This window comes from Stenotrophomonas rhizophila (assembly GCF_007667275.1).
Taxonomy (GTDB): Bacteria; Pseudomonadota; Gammaproteobacteria; order Xanthomonadales; family Xanthomonadaceae; genus Stenotrophomonas; species Stenotrophomonas maltophilia_AE.
The window spans coordinates 1131600-1149792 of record NZ_VDQT01000001.1 but is presented as its reverse complement, the minus strand read 5'-3'; the positions used below and the strand labels follow the sequence as shown (position 1 = coordinate 1149792).

At 68.1% G+C, this 18193-nt stretch carries 22 protein-coding genes; 8 read left to right on the top strand and 14 right to left on the bottom strand.

Features of this window, described 5'->3' with window-relative positions; genetic code table 11:
* The first annotated feature begins 116 nt into the window (after nt 1-116).
* From FSZ13_RS04965 to FSZ13_RS04945, 5 genes are all read left to right on the top strand, one after another.
* Entirely contained in the window at nt 117-1316 is a 1200-nt protein-coding gene (locus FSZ13_RS04965) for a sensor histidine kinase (RefSeq protein WP_145478274.1), read from the top strand.
* A complete protein-coding gene (locus tag FSZ13_RS04960; protein WP_145478273.1) occupies nt 1316-1957 on the top strand; it encodes a response regulator in 642 nt (213 codons plus the stop codon). The genes FSZ13_RS04965 and FSZ13_RS04960 overlap by 1 nt, the downstream gene beginning before the upstream one ends.
* A 281-nt stretch (nt 1958-2238) precedes the next feature.
* A complete protein-coding gene (locus FSZ13_RS04955) occupies nt 2239-3318 on the top strand; it encodes an SRPBCC family protein (RefSeq protein ID WP_145478272.1) in 1080 nt (359 codons plus the stop codon).
* Between the two features lie 78 nt (nt 3319-3396).
* Complete coding sequence (locus FSZ13_RS04950) at nt 3397-3768, top strand: DUF423 domain-containing protein (RefSeq protein WP_145478271.1); 372 nt, start codon at nt 3397-3399, stop codon at nt 3766-3768.
* Between the two features lies 1 nt (nt 3769).
* Nucleotides 3770-4444, top strand: coding sequence for a DNA-3-methyladenine glycosylase family protein (locus FSZ13_RS04945; RefSeq protein ID WP_145478270.1), 675 nt, complete (start codon nt 3770-3772; stop codon nt 4442-4444).
* 22 nt (nt 4445-4466) lie between these two features.
* On the opposite strand, the gene FSZ13_RS04940 is transcribed toward FSZ13_RS04945, so the two are convergent.
* From FSZ13_RS04940 to FSZ13_RS04910, 7 genes are all read right to left on the bottom strand, one after another.
* Nucleotides 4467-4976, bottom strand: a complete 510-nt coding sequence (locus FSZ13_RS04940; RefSeq protein WP_145478269.1) for a hypothetical protein — start codon at nt 4974-4976, stop codon at nt 4467-4469.
* A gap of 143 nt (nt 4977-5119) precedes the next feature.
* Nucleotides 5120-5923: a M15 family metallopeptidase gene (locus tag FSZ13_RS04935; protein WP_145478268.1), complete on the bottom strand. Its 804-nt coding sequence runs from the start codon at nt 5921-5923 to the stop codon at nt 5120-5122.
* A 9-nt stretch (nt 5924-5932) separates the two neighbouring features.
* The gene (locus FSZ13_RS04930; protein ID WP_145478267.1) at nt 5933-6469 is read right to left on the bottom strand and encodes a PH domain-containing protein; all 537 of its coding nucleotides are present in this window, start codon (nt 6467-6469) and stop codon (nt 5933-5935) included.
* On the bottom strand, nt 6466-7752 hold the full coding sequence (locus tag FSZ13_RS04925) for an alpha/beta hydrolase (RefSeq protein ID WP_145478266.1): 1287 nt from the start codon (nt 7750-7752) through the stop codon (nt 6466-6468). The genes FSZ13_RS04930 and FSZ13_RS04925 overlap by 4 nt, the downstream gene beginning before the upstream one ends.
* Before the next feature lies 1 nt (nt 7753).
* Nucleotides 7754-7930: a DUF4177 domain-containing protein gene (locus FSZ13_RS04920; protein WP_145478265.1), complete on the bottom strand. Its 177-nt coding sequence runs from the start codon at nt 7928-7930 to the stop codon at nt 7754-7756.
* Nucleotides 7927-8106, bottom strand: coding sequence for an Arc family DNA binding domain-containing protein (locus tag FSZ13_RS04915; protein WP_145478264.1), 180 nt, complete (start codon nt 8104-8106; stop codon nt 7927-7929). The genes FSZ13_RS04920 and FSZ13_RS04915 overlap by 4 nt, the downstream gene beginning before the upstream one ends.
* A gap of 2 nt (nt 8107-8108) precedes the next feature.
* Nucleotides 8109-8978, bottom strand: coding sequence for an SPFH domain-containing protein (locus FSZ13_RS04910; protein WP_145478263.1), 870 nt, complete (start codon nt 8976-8978; stop codon nt 8109-8111).
* A gap of 215 nt (nt 8979-9193) precedes the next feature.
* Here FSZ13_RS04910 and purT point away from each other — a divergent pair, with 215 nt between their 5' ends.
* Nucleotides 9194-10381, top strand: a complete 1188-nt coding sequence (gene purT, locus FSZ13_RS04905; RefSeq protein WP_145478553.1) for a formate-dependent phosphoribosylglycinamide formyltransferase — start codon at nt 9194-9196, stop codon at nt 10379-10381.
* 305 nt (nt 10382-10686) lie between these two features.
* On the opposite strand, the gene FSZ13_RS04900 is transcribed toward purT, so the two are convergent.
* Together FSZ13_RS04900 and FSZ13_RS04895 are read right to left on the bottom strand one after the other, a co-directional pair.
* Nucleotides 10687-11892, bottom strand: coding sequence for an endonuclease/exonuclease/phosphatase family protein (locus FSZ13_RS04900; protein ID WP_145478262.1), 1206 nt, complete (start codon nt 11890-11892; stop codon nt 10687-10689).
* Nucleotides 11893-11929: 37 nt separating this feature from the next.
* On the bottom strand, nt 11930-12685 hold the full coding sequence (locus FSZ13_RS04895; RefSeq protein WP_145478261.1) for an arginyltransferase: 756 nt from the start codon (nt 12683-12685) through the stop codon (nt 11930-11932).
* 156 nt (nt 12686-12841) lie between these two features.
* On the opposite strand from FSZ13_RS04895, the gene FSZ13_RS04890 reads away from it, so the two are divergent.
* Entirely contained in the window at nt 12842-13408 is a 567-nt protein-coding gene (locus tag FSZ13_RS04890) for an EF-hand domain-containing protein (protein ID WP_145478260.1), read from the top strand.
* Nucleotides 13409-13496: 88 nt separating this feature from the next.
* Here the strand turns inward: FSZ13_RS04890 and FSZ13_RS04885 are convergent, their stop codons facing one another.
* The 4 genes from FSZ13_RS04885 to FSZ13_RS04870 form a co-directional block, all read right to left on the bottom strand.
* Nucleotides 13497-14708, bottom strand: a complete 1212-nt coding sequence (locus FSZ13_RS04885; protein WP_145478259.1) for an RNA polymerase sigma factor — start codon at nt 14706-14708, stop codon at nt 13497-13499.
* Nucleotides 14709-14956: 248 nt separating this feature from the next.
* On the bottom strand, nt 14957-15472 hold the full coding sequence (locus FSZ13_RS04880) for a putative signal transducing protein (RefSeq protein ID WP_145478258.1): 516 nt from the start codon (nt 15470-15472) through the stop codon (nt 14957-14959).
* Nucleotides 15473-15478: 6 nt separating this feature from the next.
* Nucleotides 15479-16387, bottom strand: coding sequence for an acyl-CoA thioesterase II (tesB, locus tag FSZ13_RS04875; RefSeq protein WP_145478257.1), 909 nt, complete (start codon nt 16385-16387; stop codon nt 15479-15481).
* A 213-nt stretch (nt 16388-16600) separates the two neighbouring features.
* Nucleotides 16601-17380, bottom strand: coding sequence for an enoyl-CoA hydratase/isomerase family protein (locus tag FSZ13_RS04870; protein ID WP_145478256.1), 780 nt, complete (start codon nt 17378-17380; stop codon nt 16601-16603).
* Between the two features lie 34 nt (nt 17381-17414).
* On the opposite strand from FSZ13_RS04870, the gene FSZ13_RS04865 reads away from it, so the two are divergent.
* Nucleotides 17415-17873 carry a copper chaperone PCu(A)C gene (locus FSZ13_RS04865; RefSeq protein WP_145478552.1) on the top strand — a complete coding sequence of 153 codons (459 nt, stop codon included), beginning with the start codon at nt 17415-17417 and terminating at the stop codon, nt 17871-17873.
* 50 nt (nt 17874-17923) lie between these two features.
* On the opposite strand, the gene FSZ13_RS18360 is transcribed toward FSZ13_RS04865, so the two are convergent.
* Nucleotides 17924-18193: hypothetical protein (locus FSZ13_RS18360; protein WP_222116593.1), on the bottom strand; the 270-nt coding region annotated here is incomplete at its 5' end.

The following is an 18193-nucleotide window of genomic DNA, read 5'->3' as shown; positions in this document are numbered from 1 at the left end:
GGTTGGCCCCTCGCAGGGCCCTGCGGTCGATTATTACATGTGTGGGCGGGCAGGGCACGGGCCAGGCATGACTTATGTCCGGGTCCAGCGGCACAGGTTCAGCCTAAGATGCGTGCATGTTGGGATACCTCAGCCAAACCCGAGTACTGCGACTGGCCGGCCTGTTTACCTGGGTCATGCTGGGCTTGCCGTTGGTGTATTCCCAGTACGAGGCGCTGGTCCGGCGCGGGGGCGGGCTCGACCTGCCGACCGTGCTGCTGTTCGTGGCCTACCTGGCCTTCGGCGGCGGCTACCTGTGGCTGACCCGTGGCCTGCGCGACGGCGGCGGCCATTCGGCCTGGTACGACCGCGCCATTCTGGTCCTGCTGACCATTTCCGCGCTGGGGGTGAGCTTCCTGAGCGGCTCCGGGCTTGGCAGCATCCTGATGATGGTCGCGGCCGGGGTCATCCCGTGGATGCTGCCGGCCCGGTTCGGGGTGATCTGGCTGCTGGTCAGCCAGCTCGCGGTCGCCCCGGTGTACTACCTGTTCCTGCCGTTTTCGCTGTTCGAGGCGGTGATGCAGTCGCTGCTGTACGGCGGCTTCTCCATGTTCATCTTCGTGACCAGCCTGGTTGCCCGGCAGCAGACCGACGCCCGCGAAGAGCAGCGCCGGCTCAATACCGAACTGCGCGCCACCCGCGTGCTGCTCGCCGAGAGCGCCCGGGTCAACGAGCGCACCCGCATCTCGCGCGAACTGCACGACCTGCTGGGCCACCACCTGACCGCGCTGAGCCTCAACCTGGAAGTGGCCGGGCACATCACCGAAGGCCAGGCCCAGGAGCACGTGCACCAGGCGCATACCCTGGCCAAGCTGCTGCTGACCGACGTGCGCGAGGCGGTCAGCCAGCTGCGCGACAGCGGCGCCATCGACCTGGCCGCGGCCCTGCGGCCGCTGACCGAACAGGTGCCCTCGCTGGTCATCCACCTGGACATCGAGGAACCGCTGAGCGTGGAGGACCCTGAACAGGCCCACGTGCTGCTGCGCTGCACCCAGGAAATCATCACCAACGCGGTGCGCCATGCCCGCGCGCGCAACCTGTGGATCCAGGTGCAGCGCGAGCCGCCGGGTCAGGTGGTGGTGCAGGCGTACGACGACGGGGTGGGTGCCGACGGCATCGTGATCGGCAATGGCTTGCGCGGCATGCGCGAACGCCTGCAACAATGCGGCGGAGAGCTGCAGATTGAAACCCATCGGGGCCAGGGCTTCCGCCTGCGCGCCTCGGTCCCCGGCGTGCCAGTGCTGATGCTGGGTGCCATCCTGGAAGGAGTGCGTTGATGATTCGCGTCTGCCTGGTCGACGACCAAACCCTGGTGCGGCAGGGGATCCGCTCGCTGCTGGCACTGGATGACGGGATCGAGGTGGTGGCCGAGGCGGCCGACGGGCGCCAGGCCGTCGAGCTGATCCCCGGGGTACGCCCGGACGTGGTGCTGATGGACATGCGCATGCCGGTGATGTCCGGGCTGGAGGCGCTGCAGATGCTGTCCCGGCTCAACCAGCTGCCGCCGACCATCATCCTCACCACCTTCGACGACGACCAGCTGGTGCTGGCCGGGCTCAAGGCCGGCGCCAAGGGTTACCTGCTCAAGGACGTGACCCTGGAGCAGCTGGTCGGTGCCATCCGTACCGTGGCCGAGGGCGGCTCGCTGGTCCAGCCGGCGGTGACCCAGCGCCTGCTGTCGGGCCTGGAACACATGCGCAACGAGTTCGTGAGCCTGGACCGGCCGGACCCGCTGACCGACCGCGAGACCGAGATCCTGCGCCTGATGGCCAGCGGTTTCTCCAACAAGGAGATCGCCAATTCGCTGGGCGTGGCCGAGGGCACGATCAAGAACCATGTCTCCAACATCCTGTCCAAGCTCGGCGTGCGCGACCGCACCCGCGCGGTGCTGAAGGCCTTCGAGCTGCAGCTGGTGTGAGGAGGTCCGTGACTTGAAAATGAACGCCAGTTGAAAGTGTTGTGGCGCAAGGGCTGCGGGAGTCGCGGCGGGCCCAATTGCCGAAACCGGCAAATAAATATCGCTCACGGACACATGCGGGCCCACGCGATGCGCTATCTTTCCGCTCCTTGCCCTTCGCAAACCGCTGCCGGTATGGAAACCGGTGCGCCAATCCTGATCCATAACACCCGCGAAGCCTGCTAGGATTGGCGCTTCGCTTCAATCAACCCGGCCGTGGGATCGGCCCCGGAGACTCCTGAATGACCCGTATTATCGAGTTCCTGATCGCCTTGGGGATCGTGGCTGGCCTGTTCGTCATCATTGGCGTTGTGCTGCCGGGCGAGCGACACATTACCGAAAGCATCGAGACCAACCGCAAGATGACGATCGTGTACGACACGGTCAACAGCCTGCGCCGCTTCAAGGACTGGAACCCGCTCGTCCTGCGCGATCCCGCCGTTGAACTGAAGCACTCCGGCCCCGCCGCCGGCGTCGGCGCACGCCTGGACTACTCGTCCAAGGAACCGTCGCTGGGCCAGGGCAGCTGGGTGATCACCGAGTCCGAGCCGAACAAGCGCGTCGCCATCGCCATCGAAGACGAAACCAAGGGTCACGACAAGTCGACGACCTTCACCCTCGAGCCGACCGGCAAGGGTGGCCGCAACGTCAAGATCAGCCAGGACTACAGCGTCAAGTACGGCTTCAACCTGTTCGGCCGCTACGCCGGCCTGTACGTGAGCCGTCACGTCGGTGACGACCTGAAGCTGGGTCTGTCGCGCATGGCCAACATGCTGGCCACCGTGCCGAACGTCGACTACCGCACCGCCGAAGCCCCGCTGACCGACCTGGCCATCGTCGATGTCCCGGCCGAAGACCTGCTGGTGGTCACCGCCGGTAACGTGGACCGTGGCGAAGCGACCATCACCAAGTCGATCAAGGACAACCAGGAGTGGATCAAGCGCGTGATGGAGGCCAATGACCTCGAAGCCGCCGGTCCGTTCCGCATCATCACCACCGACTTCGGCCAGGAAAAGTACGCCTTCGACGTGGCCCAGCCGGTCAAGAAGAAGGGCACCGACGGCGCTTCGGCTGAACCGCTGACGGTGAAGATCGACGGTGGCGCCCCGGTCAAGTACGTGCACGCCGCACCGCACCGCAGCGCGCATGCGAAGTACACCGGCCACATGGCTGGCCTGGACATCGCCCGCAACGCCCTGCGCGCCTGGTCGGTGACCGGTGGCAACGAAGTGATCGACCGTCCGTACGAGTCCTGGAACGCGGGCGTGGAGAAGTCGTTCACGCCGGAAGCGACCTACGACATCTACTGGGCCGTGAAGTAATCCGACGGTTGCCCTGATGTAACGCAGAACAGAAAACGCGCCGCTTCCTGCGGCGCGTTTTTTTTTGGAGGATGCAGCATGCTCAACCTGGAACGACGCGCGCGTAGACCTTCGCTGCTGGCCTGCCTGGGCGGGCTGCTGGCTGCCGCCGCGGTGGGCCTGTCGGCCTATGCTTCGCACGGCATCAGCGAACCGCTGGCGCAGTCGCACGTCAACACCGCCGCGTTGTTCGCCTTCGGGCATGGCGTGGCGCTGGCGGTACTGGGCCCAACCCAGCAGAACGGGGTGGGCAGGCTGGCGCTGTACGTGCTGCTGCTGGGCACGCTGCTGTTTGCCGGCAGCCTGGTCGTGGGTGCGCTGTGGGGGTTCAGCACCGGGCTGGCCCCGGTGGGCGGCACCGCGCTGATGCTGGGCTGGGTGGTTTACGGCTTCAACGCGCTGAGGCGCTGACATGCCCCGCTTCCGGCGCGGTTTCGACGTGGAACAGGCGCACGACTGGCTGTCGCGGCGCGACCGCCGGCTGGGCGCGTGGATGAAACGGCTGGGGCCGATCGACGCGCCCCCGGGCTGGGCGCGCAGTTTCGACCCGGTCGACGCGCTGGCCCGCGCGATCCTGTTCCAGCAGCTCAGCGGCAAGGCGGCGTCGACGATCGTGGGACGGGTGGAAGCGGCCATCGGCAGTACGCGCCTGCACGCGGACACGCTGGCGCGCATCGACGATCCCGGCCTGCGCGTGTGCGGGGTGTCCGGCAACAAGGCGCTGGCACTGCGCGACCTGGCACGGCGCGAGGCGGCCGGTGAGATTCCCGACCTGCGGCGCATGTCGGTGATGCCGCATGACGCGATCATCGACGCGCTGGTGCCGATCCGCGGCATCGGCCGCTGGACGGTGGAGATGATGCTGATGTTCCGGCTCGGCCGCCCGGATATCCTGCCGATCGACGACCTGGGCGTGCGCAGGGGGGCGCAACGGGTGGACAAGGCCGAGGCGATGCCCACCCCGAAAGAGCTTGCGCTTCGCGGCGAGAAGTGGGGGCCTTACCGGACCTATGCCAGCCTGTATCTGTGGCGGATAGCCGATTTCAGCGAAACGCCGAAGGCCGCGACGAACCGTTCGCAGGGGTGAGGCAGCCACGCAGGGCGTGGCTCTACCCGAGGATGTCGACCTTCGGCGCGAATGCCGGATCATCGCTGATGCGCGGGCGCGGCGGGCGGCTGCGCACGTCGCGCAGGTGGCGGTGGTAACGGAAGGTGGCGAGGGTGCCGCGAATGCTGACGAACAGGAGCACCGCCGTAAAGCCGACGCCGGACAAGGTGCCCTGGCCATTGGCGATGTTGAGCAGCGTGCCCAGTCCGCCCACGGCGGACATCGCCAAGGCCATGCACGCCACGACACGGCTGCGCTTGTATACCCCGAAGGCGGCACCGGCATAAAACGCGAACGACACACCCATCACGGCCAGCAGGAACATGTTGTCGCGCGGGTTGGTCAGCAGTAGTACTGCCGTACCGAAGCCGGTGAGCACGGCCCCCAGCGCCAGCAGGACCCACATGTGCATGATGGGGCTGGTGATCGCGCGCGGGGCCTCATCGCGGCGGTCGGTACGCACGGCGCTGGGCGTCGCCCGGCTGGCCTGGTACGGGCTCTGGTCTTCCATGACGACGCTTCCTTGATGGTTCTGCGAAGCTTAACGGCAGATGTATGGTTGCGCTACAGCCTTTCCGGCGGACACCCCGGTAGAGCCACGCCCTGCGTGGCTGCGAACCACCCGGATACCGCGCAGCCACGCAGGGCGTGGCTCTACCGGGCGTGCCAGTACCAGTGCCAGGGTTCGTAGACGATGCCGTGCGGGTTGTCGCGGGGGTAGCTCAGCCGGAACCCGTGCGTTGCCGCATTTGCCGTCAGCCAAACGAACGCGGCTGTTCCCTCGAAGCTCTCTTCGGCCGGTGGCTCGCCGGGGCTGCTGATATCCAGCGCCCGCCCGCTGTGGTGTTCGCTGTAGCCCGGCGCGGCGTTCACCTGCAGGATGTCAGCCACCGCCAATCCCCGTGCACGTTTGCGCGCGAAGATGCCCAGCTGGTAGTCGTGGCTGCGGTAGCCGGAGATCGCCTCCAGCACCACGCCGTCGCGGGCGGCATGCTGCTGCATGCGCTGCCAGCCGAACGCTGCGCCCGGCTGTAGCCACAGCGGCCGGCGGTAACAATCGAAGCCGGCCAGGGCCAGACGCGCTGGTTCGGCTTCCAGGGCCAGACCGGTATCGTCCTCATAGCGCGCGGCATCAATGCCCAGCGCCTGCAGCCGCTGCTCGAGCCCGCTCAGCGGCAGCACCACATCGGTGGCGTGGCCGCGCTGCGTGCCGTGCAACGCCTGGTCGAGCGCATCCAGCGCTTCCTCGACGCCCGGTTCGCGCATCAGGTGCGGGACCAGCGGCAGCAGGCCGTGCGCGGTCGCGGCCGCCAGGTACTGGCCGTCGCGCTTGCGCCGCAGCACCCAGCGCGCCCTCGCCAACGCACGCGCGTCGGCATTGCTGCGCGCGCGCAGCAGGCCGCCGGGCCATAGTTCGATGTCGGCGGTGTTGATCAGCAGGGCAGGGTAACGGCGCATGTGCCCAGCTTAGCGCGTGGCCTGCGCGTTCAGTGCATCCAGCAGGGCACGCGGGTGCTCGGGGCTGAGCAGCAGCACCCGGTCGTCGCGCGTCGGCAGGTACAGCACGCGGCTGGCGTCGGTTACCAGGCAGAACGCCTTGCGCTTGCCCAGGCGGTAGTGGCCGGACTGGAACCCCGGCATGCCGAACCCGTTGATCTTCATGCCCGGCTTGAACTGGGCGTGCTCGGCCAAGTCGACGATACGTGCCTGGTCCAGCTGCAGCGACGACACCGCCGTGCGGCGGCGGTAGAAGGTGGAGGTCACCACCAGTTCCCCGTTTTCCAGCACGATGCGGCGGCGGAAGAACGCCCAGCTGAGCACGCCGCCCAATGCCAGCAGGAACGGCACGGTGATGGCCATGTCCATCGGGGTGCGTTGTTCCTGCAGGTGGGTGGCGACCAGCAGCACGGCTACGCCCAACAGCGGCAGCCACAACCAGAGCACGCGCCAGATCGGCGCGGGCGCCACCGCGAATCCGGTGCGGGTCGAGGTCGGCCGGCTCATGGCTGTGCCTTGATCCAGGTAGCGACATCGTCGATCAATGCGGTCGCGACGGTGCCGGCAACGCCGTACTCCTGCAGCGAGCCCGGGCCTTCGCCGGCGATGCCGAGGTGGTTCAATGCCGGGTAGCGATGGAAGCGCGCCTTCGGGCCTTCCGTCAGGCCACGCTGCCAGCGCTGCCAGTCGGCATCGGTCACCTGGAAATCGCGTCCGCCCTGCAGCAGCAGGATCGGCTGGGCCAAGGCCTTGGCATCGGCCACCGGGTCGATCGGGTCGAATGCGCGCCAGTAGCTGGCGGGTTGGCCGAGTGGCAGGTCCTTCGCCTCCACTGCGGCGGTGCCGCGCACGCTGGCGATCTGCGCGTCCAGGCGATCCAGTGCCGCCTGCTCGTCGGCGCTGATCTGGCCATCCAGGTTGAACAGATAGCGGTTCTGCTCGGGCAGCAGGGTCAGCAGCGAACGTGCCGGTGCCGACCACAACACCAGCCCCGCGACTTTGCCGGAACGCGCGGCGATGCGCGGGGCCAGCATGCCGCCTTGGCTGTGCCCCATGACGTAGACGTGCTTGGGATCGATGCCCGGCGTCCGTGCCAGCAGGGCGACGGCCGCCACCGCGTCGTCGGTGGTTTCGTCATCCATGGTGAAGTCGCCGCGGAAATCCTGCGGGCGCGCGCGGGTGCGCTTTTCATAGCGCAGCACGGCGATGCCCTGCGCGGCCAGTCCACGCGCCACGTCCAGGAACGGCCGGTTGGGGCCGACGGTCTCGTTGCGGTCGAGCGGTCCCGAACCATGCACCAGTACGACTGCGCGGAACGGGCCGGCGCCGTTCGGCACGGTCAGGGTTGCCGGCAACGGACCCTTGCCGGCCTCGATCTGCAGCTCGCGTTCGCTGTAGCGGGCGTCGGCCGGCGGTGCTGCGGCCGGCGCGGCGGGAGGCTGCAGCGACAGCCCGGCCACGCGTCCCTGCGCATCCACGGCGATGACCGCATTGACCGGGCCTGAAGCAACCTGCAGCGGCTGCACGACGATCTGCATCCCCTGCTGTTCGACCACCCGGGCCTTGCCGCTTTTCTGCACGGTTCCCAGCGACTGCCAGAGCGCCTGCAGCGACGCGGCCGGCGCGGCCTTGGCCATGTCCGGGGTGAACATGGCTTCGGCACCGGTCATGTCACCGGCCTGCAGCCGCTCCAGCAGCTGGTGGGCGGTCTGCTCGGGGCTGGCCGCGCTGGCCGCCCAGGTGGCGGTCGACAGCGCCACTGCGATCAGGAGGCTCCTCCAGTGCGGCATGTCAGAGCTCCTTCTTGAAGAACAGCAATGCCACGCCCATCGGGGTGCCCTGCAGCACGTTCACCAGCTCCCAGCCGAGTTGGCCCTGGCGGTTGAGCTCGGCCTGCAGGTCCTCCGGCTTCAGGCCGGTCCACGAGGGTTTCACTTCCACGGTGAGATAGCTCCAGCGCTTGCTCATTCCTTGCTCTCCGGATCAGGTGCGGGTTTGGGAAGGCGTCCAGCCTTGCGCAATGCGTCGCGCAGCACGTATTCGATCTGCGCGTTGAGGCTGCGCAGCTCGTCGTCGGCCCAGCGTTGCGCCGCCGCCAGTACGTCGGCATTGATGCGCAGCGGGTAGGCTTTCTTGTCGCTCATGCTTAGTACAACGAACCAGCGTTGACGATCGGCTGGGTGCCGCGGTCGGAGCACAGCACGGTGAGCAGGTTGCCCACCATCTGCGCCTTGCGCTCTTCATCCAGCTGCACCACGTTGTTCTTCTGCAGTTCGTTCAGCGCCATTTCGACCATGCCCACGGCACCGGCGACGATGCGCGTGCGCGCGGCGATCACGGCGTTGGCCTGCTGCCGCTGCAGCATGGCCTGGGCGATCTCGGGGGCGTAGGCAAGGTGGCTGATGCGGGCGTCCATGACCTGCACGCCGGCGTCGGCCAGGCGTTCGGCCAGTTCATCCTTGAGGTGCTGTGAAATCTCGGCGGCATGGCTGCGCAGCGACAGCTGGCCATCTTCGTGCTGGTCGTAGGGGTAGCTGGTGGCCATGGCGCGCAGGGCCGATTCGGACTGGATGTGCACGAAGCTTTCGTAGTCGTCCACGTTGTAGACGGCTTCGGAGGCGTCGACGACCTGCCAGACGATGACGGCGGCGATTTCGATCGGGCTGCCATCCAGTTCGTTGACCTTGAGCTTGCCGCTTTCGAAGTTGCGCACGCGCTGGCTGACCTTCTTCTTGCTGAAGAAGGGGTTGTTCCAGCGCAGGCCGTTGTCCTTGACGGTGCCGACGTATTTGCCGAACAGGCTCAGCACGGCAGCCTGGTTGGGCTGCACGGTATACAGGCCGGTCAGGCTGAACAGGGCGAGGAGGCCAAGCAGCACGCCGCCGAGGACCAGCAGCAGGTTGACGTTGCCGCGCTCGATGCCGGAGAAGAACAGCCATGCGGCGACCACCAGCAGGGCCAGCACGGCCAGCAGGAAGGGGATGCCGGAGAGGGAGGGGACGGGCTTTTCTTTCATGGTTGGGCATCCTTTGCGGGTGGGTTTCCAATAGTGATATCAATTTGATATCAGGTTTGCAAGTGCTGCCCGGCATCTTCTCCCCCCCTGAAGCGATCATCAGAACGACGCGGCCATTCACGGGCGCCTGGCGACGCGTTCATCGCACAGGCGCACGCGGGTCATGCGGCGCGGCTCTACAATTCCCCTCCCGCTCTGTTGTCCGGAACTCCATGATGATCACCCTTGGCACCCCGCTGTCTCCCTCCGCTACCCGTGTCCTGCTGCTGGGCTCGGGCGAACTGGGCAAGGAGGTGGCGATCGAACTGCAGCGGCTGGGGGTGGAGGTGATCGCGGCGGACCGCTATGCCAACGCGCCGGCGATGCAGGTGGCGCACCGTTCGCACGTGATCGACATGCTGGACGCGATGGCGCTGCGGGCGTTGATCGCGGAGGAACAGCCGCACCTGATCGTGCCGGAGATCGAGGCGATCCATACCGAGACGCTGGTCCAGCTGGAGCAGGAAACCGGGCAACGGGTGGTGCCGACGGCACGGGCGGCGCGGCTGACCATGGACCGCGAGGGGATCCGGCGCCTGGCGGCGGAAACGCTGGAGCTGCCGACGTCGCCGTACCGTTTCGTGGACACGGAAGCGGAGTACCGGGCGGCGGTGGCGGCGATCGGGCTGCCGTGCGTGGTCAAGCCGGTGATGTCGTCGTCGGGCAAGGGCCAGAGCACGCTGCGCAGCGAGGCGGACATCGCGCCGGCCTGGGAGTATGCGCAGACCGGCGGTCGTGCGGGTGCGGGCCGCTGCATCGTGGAAGGGTTCATCGACTTCGATTACGAGATCACGCTGTTGACGGTGCGGCATGCGGGCGGGACGTCGTTCTGTGCGCCGATCGGGCATTGGCAGAAGGACGGGGATTACCGCGAGAGCTGGCAGCCGCAGCCGATGTCGCCGGCGGCGCTGGCGCGGGCCGAGCGGATTTCGCAGGCAATCACCGATGACCTGGGCGGCTGGGGCCTGTTCGGGGTGGAGCTGTTCGTGAAGGGCGACGAGGTGTGGTTCAGCGAGGTATCGCCGCGACCGCACGACACCGGGCTGGTGACGCTGGCGTCGCAGGAGCTGAGCGAGTTCGCGCTGCATGCGCGGGCGATCCTCGGGCTGCCGGTTCCGCTGATCCGCCAGAGCGGCCCGTCGGCATCGTGCGCGATGCTGGCGCACGGCGAGGGCGTACCGGTCTTCAGCAACGTCGAGGCGGCGCTGGCGCATCCTGACACTGCGCTGCGCCTGTTCGGCAAGCCGAGCGTGCATGGGCACCGGCGGGTGGGTGTGACGCTGGCGCGTGGTGAAACCATCGACGACGCACGCAAGACCGCGCGCGAGGCGGCGGAAGCGATTTCGATCGAGTTGCGCGCGTAAAGCGTTGGCGTCTTTGTTTCTACGTGCTGGGGCGGCCGTCGGGCAGCCCCGCTCCGGGACACGCCGCAAGTACGTCCTTGTAGGCTGCTAGAAAACATCCATGTTTTCTAGCGTCCCTCCGGGGGCTACCCGCCGGCCGCCCCCGATGGATTGCGCGGATCGGAACGAAGGGCATGCGTTGCACGTTCTTCGACGCGGCTGGTTCGGTAGGGTCGGTCGCCAGACGACCGCCCTCACCCCCCCAACACCCGATAACGCATTGCAATCATCACCCCGGTAGGTATCGACCGTTGGTCGATACGCTCTTACCGCACGTCCACCCACACCAGGTGGTGGTCGCTGCCATCGGCAATCTTCGCCTCCGGGCTTTCATTGGCCGGCCAGAACACACCGCTGCCGACGTACTCGAAACCCACCGACGGCAGCACGTAATCCAGGCGCATGGTGCCGGACTTCGGGCCGAAATCGCCGGTGGCGTGGAACGGCGCACCCTTCCGCACGATGCCCTTTTCGGCATAGGCCAGGCTGGTCTGTTCGGCACCCACGCTGCGCGGGGTCGGGTAACGCAGCACGCGCGCGTTTTCGATCAGTTCGACAATCGCTTCGTGGCGACCGTCGCCGTCCACCGGGTCGTTGTTGAGGTCGCCGAGGATGACGAAGCGTGCGTCCTGGGCGAGGCCGCCGCACTGGCCGCGGTCGTCGCACAGCCAGGGCTTGTCGCCGGCCGACAGGTACTCCTGCCACAGCCGCAGTTCGTCATGGTTGCGCGCGGCGTTGCGCTTTTCCGGGCCGTCGAACACCGGCGGGGTGGGGTGCGAGACCAGCGCGTGGACCACGCCGTTGGGGGTGCGCACCGGCACGTCCCAATGCGACTTGGACGACAGCCGCAGCTGCGACCAGACGTGGTCGTTGTAGAAGGATGTGCCGGTACGCGGGTCGATCGGGCGCAGGGCGCCGGGCAGGGTGCTCCACTTCAACAGCTGGAAGCTGCGCACCTTGGCTTCATCGATGGGATAGCGCGACAGCACCAGCATGCCGTACTGGCCCGGGTGCAGGCCGTAGCCCCAGGCGTCGTTGCCACGGTTGCGGCCGTCGCCGCCGATCTGCCCGTTGTTGTCCAGGTCCAGGCCGCTCTGCACGCCGGTGTTGACCGGGGCCAGGTAGCGGTAGGCGAAGTGCAGCGGTTCACCGCCGCCGGGCTGGGCGACGTCCAGGTAACGCTGCTGGAACAGGTCGGCGGCGCGGTGGGCGTCGTCGAAGTCGAATTCGTTGAGCAGCACCAGGTCCGGGCGCACCCGCTGCAGCACGGCGGCGATCTTGCGCGCGTGGGCGCTGTCGCCTTCGAGCTCGGCGATAAGGCCGCCGGTCTCATCGCTGTACAGCGAGGTGTTGTAGGTGGCGATCCGCAACGGTGCGGCGGTGGCATCCGGCATGGCGGCGGTCTGGGTCGGGGAGTGGGCGCAGGCGCCGCAGAGCAGGGCCAGGGCAAGGATCAGGGGATGGGCTTTCATCCCGCTATTCTGCACAAGCGCGCGTTGCAATGGCGGGTCAAATGCCGTCGCGGGCGTCGTCGAACTCGTGCCAGCGGCGGCCGTCGTAGGCCTCCAGCGGGCGGAAGCGGCGCTTGTAGTCCATCTTGCGGTGGTTGCGGATCCAGTAGCCCAGGTACAGGTGCGGCAGCTGCTCGCGCCGCGCCCAGGCGATCTGCTGCAGGATGGCGAAGGTGCCCAGCCCGCGATGGGCGTGTTCGGGGTCGAAGAAGGTATAGACCGCCGACAGCCCGGTGGGGGTGACGTCGGTGACCGCCACCGCCAGCAGCGGGCCACGGTGGCCGTCCACGGCCGGGCCGCGGATCTCCAGGAAGCGGCCCTGCGACCACTGCCCGATCAGGAACTGGTCGAATTCATGCGGACCGTGTTCGTCCATGCCGCCCTGGGCGTGGCGGTGGGTCAGGTAGCGGTGGTACAGGGCGAACTGCTCGTCGGTCTGTTCGGCGGCGACGATGCGGACTTCCAGGTCGTCGTTGCGCGCCAGGCAGCGCCGCTGGCTGCGGTCCGGGGCGAAGCGTGCCACCGGCACGCGCACCGACACGCAGGCGTGGCAGTTGGCGCAGTGCGGGCGATAGACCAGGTCGCCGGAACGGCGGAAGCCCCAGCTCAGCGCCATGGGGTAGAGCGTGCCCAGGCGCTGGTCGTGCGGGTCCAGCACCAGGTCGCGCGCAGCCCGTTCCGGCCAGTAGCCGCAGGGGTGGTCCCCGGTCTGGAACAGGCGCAGCTCGTCGTCGCGGTCGGTGTGGATCGCCATGCCCACAGCATAGCGCCGGGGCGTCGCAGGCGCCGCGACTGTCTGCCGGATTAACGCAGCCGGGCGCGCTGTCAACGCCGGCCACGCCCGGGCGTTTTCTCTCCCGTGGGTGCCAACGCACCGCACGCGGATTCCCCCAAACACCCGGAGTGACCCATGCGCAACCGCAAACCCCTTCTGCTGCTGGCCCTGCTGATGACCACCGGCGCTGCCGGCCTGGCGGCGGCCGCCGATACCCCGGCCACGCCCGCCAAGCCGGCCCGCGCGACGCTGGACACCAACGGCGATGGTTTCGTCGACCGTACCGAAGCCGCCAAGGCGCCGCGCCTGGCCGAGAAGTTCGACAGCCTGGACACCAACAAGGACGGCAAGCTGTCCCGCGAGGAACTGCCACGCTGGCACGGCAAGCACCACGGTCGTGGCCCGGGTGGGCATGAGCGCCTGGAGAAGCTGGACGCGAACAAGGACGGCCGGATCAGCCGTGACGAAGCCAAGGCCGACCCGCGCCTGGCGGCCCGATTCGACCAGATGGACGTCAACAAGGACGGTTACCTGGACAAGACCGACCGCGAGCTGGGCATGAAGCAGCACCGTGACGCCTGGTTCGCCGCCGCCGACACCAACAAGGACGGCCAGCTGAGCAAGGTCGAGTTCGATGCGGCGAAGGGCCCGTTCGGTGGCCCGCGTGGCGCCAAGCCGCCGATGCCGCAGAAGCCGCGCTGACGTAGTGCCGGGCTCTGCCCGTCAACCACGCAAACGCTTGATCAACCAACATCGCGCCGGGCTCTGCCCGGCGCTTTTTCGTCATCCCTCAAAGCACCCCGTGCGTGCGCGCCATCGCCAGCACCATCCCGATCACCACCAGGTTGGTCACCAGCAATGCGGGCCGTCCATACGTCGACTGGTACACCCAGCTCGGTCCAGCGCGCCCCTTCCGCGCCGCATCGCGCGCGATCATTGGGGCCATGATCCGCTCCAGCGGCACCATCAACTGATAGTTCACCAGGCCGGTGCCCACCACCATTGCAATCAGTCCCCAGTACGGGGGCGCGTGCAGCAGGGTCAGCAGCAGCACGGTCATGCAGCACGCCATCGCGGTGAGGGTGCTGTAGTGCACGAAGCGCATCACCGCCGCGCGCTCGGTCGGCGTTTCGGTATAGCAGAGCAGGTAGCGACCGGCGAGGTAGCTGCCGAGGACACCGCCCACCATCGCGCCAACCACCACGCTCCAGCCCATGCCCGGGCCGACGAGGGGGGTCTGGCTGGCGGCAGCGCCCAGCGACCCCATCGCCGCGCCACCGGACACGCTGGCGCCGCCCAGCCCGAGCTTGCCGCCACCGACACCCACGCTGGTGCCGAAGAGGATCGCCGCACTCGCGGTGCCGGGCGCGGCCACCATCACCATCGACACCACGGTGGTGGCAAACGCCGCACTCGGCGCACTGCCGCGGGCGAACTCGCCGAACCGGCGCAGCATTTCCTCGCGCACGCTGGCCCGCGCGCGTGACAGGCGCTTGCGTACCGCGGCATCGCTCAGCCCGAGCAGATCGGCCACCTGCTGCGAACGCTGGCCTTCGCGGTAATACAGCAGCAGGGTCTCGCGGCTGTCTTCGGGCAGCGCCGAGATGATCTCTTCGGCGGCCAGTTCTTCTTCCACCCGCTGCAGGTAATCGGGCGCGCTCGGGCCGGGGTCTGCCGCCATGCTGATCGCGATCTCGGCGGCCTCGCCCGACAGCGGGCGACCGCGGTTGGCGCGCAGCCAGTCGCGGGCCAGGTTGCGGGTGATCTGGCGCAGCCAGGGCAGGAAGCTGGCCGGGCTGTTGAGCTGGTTGAGCTGCTGCCAGGCCTTGATGAAGGCTTCCTGGGCGATGTCCTCGCTGGCCTGCACGTCGCGCGTGATCGCCAGCGCGATGGCGGTCACCGTGTTCTGGCAGGCCTGCACGATCCGGCCGTACGACTGCTGGCAGCCGCCAGCGGCGGCAGGCAGGTCGCGGTCCAGCGTGTCGAGCAGCAGCGTGGTCATGGCGTCGGTCCCGGTGGGTGGTGACATCATGACGGGATGGAGCGGGGAATGTGACCGCCTTGCGGACGTCTTCGGATCGATTGAACCCCGGAAACGCGATCGGCAGGGTGCCGGCCGGTCTTCGGACGTTTGGGCCGCGCTGGCGCGCGGTTGCCGACTAACAGTCGGCACTACGGATTTTTACGTGCGCATGGAGATCCGGATACGTCAGATACGGGCGCAGGGAGATCCGGATACGTCGTGTCGGCTCACGGTTGTTGGGTGGGAGGTGTGATCCGAACCCGGACCTCTTCTTCTTCCTGCGCAGGCGCCGGTTCGGCTGCCGGGGCCTGGGGCTGTGCCTGTTGCGTCGGCACCGGCGCAGCCGTCGGGGCGCTGCGGTGGCGCATCATCACCACCATGGCGACCGCGGCGATGACCAGCAGCAGGCCGATGCGGATGCGCCAGGCCCAGTTGCGGCGCGGGGCCACGTCGTCGACCTGGTCGCGGAAGGCGAATTCGGCGGTGGGATGGTCGCGGCGGGTGGTTTCCAGCAGGCGGGCGTCGCGCAGGATTTCGCGCGCGCGCGGCTGGTCGTTGGCATGCACCACCCACAGGGTCGGGTGGGTGCTGGCCTTGCTGGTGTCCAGGTAACTGAACTGGCTGCCGCGCTTGCTGTGGTACGAACGGCCGTTGGTGATGCGCACCTCGATGCCGGCATCGCGCAGCAGCTGGGCCACGCCTTCCACGGTTTCCACGCGCTGGCTGGTGAAGATCTGGCGCATATCGAATTATTCCTTGGCCGGTACGGCGGCGGCCGCGGCACTGTCATCCACCACGCGGATCAATCCTTCCTGCGCGGTGCTGGCAACGAGGATGCCGTTGCGGGTGAAGAACTGGCCGCGCGCCAGCCCGCGCGAATCCTGCGCGCTGGGGCTGTCCAGCGAATACAGCAGCCAGTCGTCGGCGCGGAACGGGCGATGGAACCAGATCGCATGGTCCAGCGAGGCCATCTGCACGTGCGGCTGGTAATAGCTGATGCCGTGCGGGAAGGTTGCGGTGCCGAGCAGATGGAAGTCCGACGCATAGGCCAGCAGCGCCTGGTGCAGTTCGGGCGCATCGCCCACCGTTTCATTCAGGCGCAGCCACACCTGGTGGTAGGGCGGGCGCTTGGGCGGGTGCAGCTCATCGCGCGGATAGACGTGGCGAAACTCGAACGGACCGCCGCGCGACAGCCAGCGCTGCACCTTGATCGGCAGGCGCTCAAGCACTTCCGGCGGCAGCGGGCGATTCGGTTCGATGTCTTCCGGCTGCGGTACTTCGGGCATCTTGTGCTGGTGCTCGGCGCCGCTCTCGGCCTGCTGGAACGAGGCCGCGCAGAAGAAGATCACCTTGCCGTGCTGGATCGCGGTGACCCGGCGCACCGAGAAACTGCCACCGTCGCGGGTGCGGTCCACGTCGTAGACGATGGGGTGGTCGATGTTGCCCGCGCGCAGGAAGTAGGCGTGCAGCGAATGCACGTGGCGACCGTTGTCCACCGTGGCCTGCGCCGCCGACAATGCCTGGCCCAGGACCTGTCCACCAAAAACGTACTTGGTGCCGATGTCGCGGCTCTGGCCGCGGAACAGGTTGTCTTCCAGGCGCTCGAGCGTGAGCAGGTCGATCAGCTCGGAAACGACGGGTTCGTGCGTGTCGTTCAAGGGACGGGGCCAATAGGGAGCAGGCGCCGATTATAGCCGGGCGGTGTGCCGACCAACGGTCGGCACCTACCGGGGTGACGCACGACCGTAGGCCGTTCGACCGGGGTGACGCACGACCGTAGGCCGTCAGGCCGGGGTGACGCACGACCGTTGGTCGTTCGACCGGGGTAGCGCACGACCGTTGGTCGTGCGGCGGCGCCCGGCGCCGGGCTTTCACCCCTTCCCCAGCCGCGTCGCCAACGCGTGCAGGGCATTCTGCGCATCCGGCGCGAACCAGGCCTCGACGAACCGGTGCAGCTGGATCAGCTCCGGGTCCAGCGCCTCATGCAGGTCCATACGGGCGGTAGCGCGGGTCAGCAGCATCGGCTGGCGCGGCTGCGCCAGCAGCCGCTGCAGCCAGGCCAACGCCCGCGGCACCACCTGGTCGCCGTCGGCCAGCTCGTCCACCAACCCGATCTGCAGCGCCTGCTCGGCCGGCACCAGCGCGCCGGTGGTCAGCAGCACGCTGGCCCGGTGCGGACCGACCACGCGGCGCAGCAGGCGCTGGATGCCCTCCGGCGCCACCAGCCCTACCTGCACCTCGTTCAACCCGATCCCATACGGCTTGGCCGGATCCACGCTGCGCGCCATCACCCGGTAATCGCAGCACAGCGCCAACACGCAGCCACCGGCCGGGGCGTGCCCGGTCAGCGCGGCCACCACCGGAATGCGGCTCTGCGCGATGGTGCGCACCGCGCCGAAGAACGCGTTCCAGCTGTCCAGCAGCTTGTGCTTGTCCTCGCCGTGCGACAGAAGGTGCGGCACGTCCATGCCGCCGGTGAAGATGCGTTCGCTGCCAGAGAGGATGATCCCGTGCGCGTCCTCGGCCATGGCCAGCTCCACCTCGTGGATCAGCTGACGGCACAGCTCGGTGTCCAGCGCATTGACCGGCGGGCGGGCCAGCCGCAGCTCGCGGATGGGGCCATGGTTGATCACCTCGATAAGCGTCGTCATGCTGCGGTCTCGTTGCGGGCAGGGAACTGAGGCGATGATAACCAAACCATTCGTGTGCGTATTGTTGGCGATGTGTGCGGCCGCAGCATCGGCCACAGCGGCGGAGGCGTCGTGTGTGACGGTGCGCGAGGGCTGGGTGCGGTTGCCGCCGGGCAGTGCACCCATGGCGGCCGGGTACGGCGTGATCCACAACGGCTGCAAGGCGCCGGTGGCGGTGGTGGCTGCGGGCAGCAAGGCGTTCGGCGATGTGTCGCTGCACGAAACCACGCTGGTCGACGGCGTCAGTCGCATGCGTGCGGTGGAGCGGCTGCCGATCGCGCCGGGATCGAGTGTAGCGTTGAAGCCCGGCGGCCTGCACCTGATGTTGATGCAGCCGGAAGTGCCGCTTGCGAAGGGCGGGCAGGTGCCGTTGCGTTTGAGTTTGGAAGACGGCCGCAAGGTGGACGCGATGCTTGCCGTCCGTGCCGACGCTCCCAGGCCGGCAGCGCGGTAGACAGCGTTAGCCTCGGGGAAACGTCATGCGTTCGTCGCACGTAGACGAGTTCAGTGCAGTCGTTTGGGAACCGACCCTACCGGCGCCATGCCCGCCGCGTCGGTGATGCGGGTCGGGCGCGGACCCGCCGCGTCGGTGATGCGGGTCGGGCGCGGATCCGCCGCGTCGGTGATCCGGGTCGGGCGCGGACCCGCCGTGTGGGTGATACGGGTCGGGCGCGGACCCGCTGCGTCGGTGATCCGGGTCGGGCGCGGACCCGCCGCGTCGGTGATGCGGGTCGGGCGCGGACCCGCCGCGTCGGTGATGCGGGTCGGGCGCGG

Excerpts from the sequence above, each read along its gene's own strand:
- FSZ13_RS04900 (WP_145478262.1), bottom strand. The coding sequence starts at position 11,892 with ATGAAAGCCCATCCCCTGATCCTTGCCCTGGCCCTGCTCTGCGGCGCC.
- FSZ13_RS04950 (WP_145478271.1), top strand. The coding sequence starts at position 3,397 with ATGCTCAACCTGGAACGACGCGCGCGTAGACCTTCGCTGCTGGCCTGC.
- FSZ13_RS04890 (WP_145478260.1), top strand. The coding sequence starts at position 12,842 with ATGCGCAACCGCAAACCCCTTCTGCTGCTGGCCCTGCTGATGACCACC.
- FSZ13_RS04920 (WP_145478265.1), bottom strand. The coding sequence starts at position 7,930 with ATGAGCAAGCGCTGGAGCTATCTCACCGTGGAAGTGAAACCCTCGTGG.
- FSZ13_RS04935 (WP_145478268.1), bottom strand. The coding sequence starts at position 5,923 with ATGCGCCGTTACCCTGCCCTGCTGATCAACACCGCCGACATCGAACTA.
- FSZ13_RS04965 (WP_145478274.1), top strand. The coding sequence starts at position 117 with ATGTTGGGATACCTCAGCCAAACCCGAGTACTGCGACTGGCCGGCCTG.
- FSZ13_RS04960 (WP_145478273.1), top strand. The coding sequence starts at position 1,316 with ATGATTCGCGTCTGCCTGGTCGACGACCAAACCCTGGTGCGGCAGGGG.
- FSZ13_RS04925 (WP_145478266.1), bottom strand. The coding sequence starts at position 7,752 with ATGCCGCACTGGAGGAGCCTCCTGATCGCAGTGGCGCTGTCGACCGCC.
- FSZ13_RS04895 (WP_145478261.1), bottom strand. The coding sequence starts at position 12,685 with ATGGCGATCCACACCGACCGCGACGACGAGCTGCGCCTGTTCCAGACC.
- FSZ13_RS04930 (WP_145478267.1), bottom strand. The coding sequence starts at position 6,469 with ATGAGCCGGCCGACCTCGACCCGCACCGGATTCGCGGTGGCGCCCGCG.
- FSZ13_RS04910 (WP_145478263.1), bottom strand. The coding sequence starts at position 8,978 with ATGAAAGAAAAGCCCGTCCCCTCCCTCTCCGGCATCCCCTTCCTGCTG.
- FSZ13_RS04880 (WP_145478258.1), bottom strand. The coding sequence starts at position 15,472 with ATGCGCCAGATCTTCACCAGCCAGCGCGTGGAAACCGTGGAAGGCGTG.
- FSZ13_RS04885 (WP_145478259.1), bottom strand. The coding sequence starts at position 14,708 with ATGACCACGCTGCTGCTCGACACGCTGGACCGCGACCTGCCTGCCGCC.
- FSZ13_RS04915 (WP_145478264.1), bottom strand. The coding sequence starts at position 8,106 with ATGAGCGACAAGAAAGCCTACCCGCTGCGCATCAATGCCGACGTACTG.
- FSZ13_RS04945 (WP_145478270.1), top strand. The coding sequence starts at position 3,770 with ATGCCCCGCTTCCGGCGCGGTTTCGACGTGGAACAGGCGCACGACTGG.
- purT (WP_145478553.1), top strand. The coding sequence starts at position 9,194 with ATGATCACCCTTGGCACCCCGCTGTCTCCCTCCGCTACCCGTGTCCTG.
- FSZ13_RS04940 (WP_145478269.1), bottom strand. The coding sequence starts at position 4,976 with ATGGAAGACCAGAGCCCGTACCAGGCCAGCCGGGCGACGCCCAGCGCC.
- FSZ13_RS04870 (WP_145478256.1), bottom strand. The coding sequence starts at position 17,380 with ATGACGACGCTTATCGAGGTGATCAACCATGGCCCCATCCGCGAGCTG.
- FSZ13_RS04955 (WP_145478272.1), top strand. The coding sequence starts at position 2,239 with ATGACCCGTATTATCGAGTTCCTGATCGCCTTGGGGATCGTGGCTGGC.
- FSZ13_RS04865 (WP_145478552.1), top strand. The coding sequence starts at position 17,415 with ATGATAACCAAACCATTCGTGTGCGTATTGTTGGCGATGTGTGCGGCC.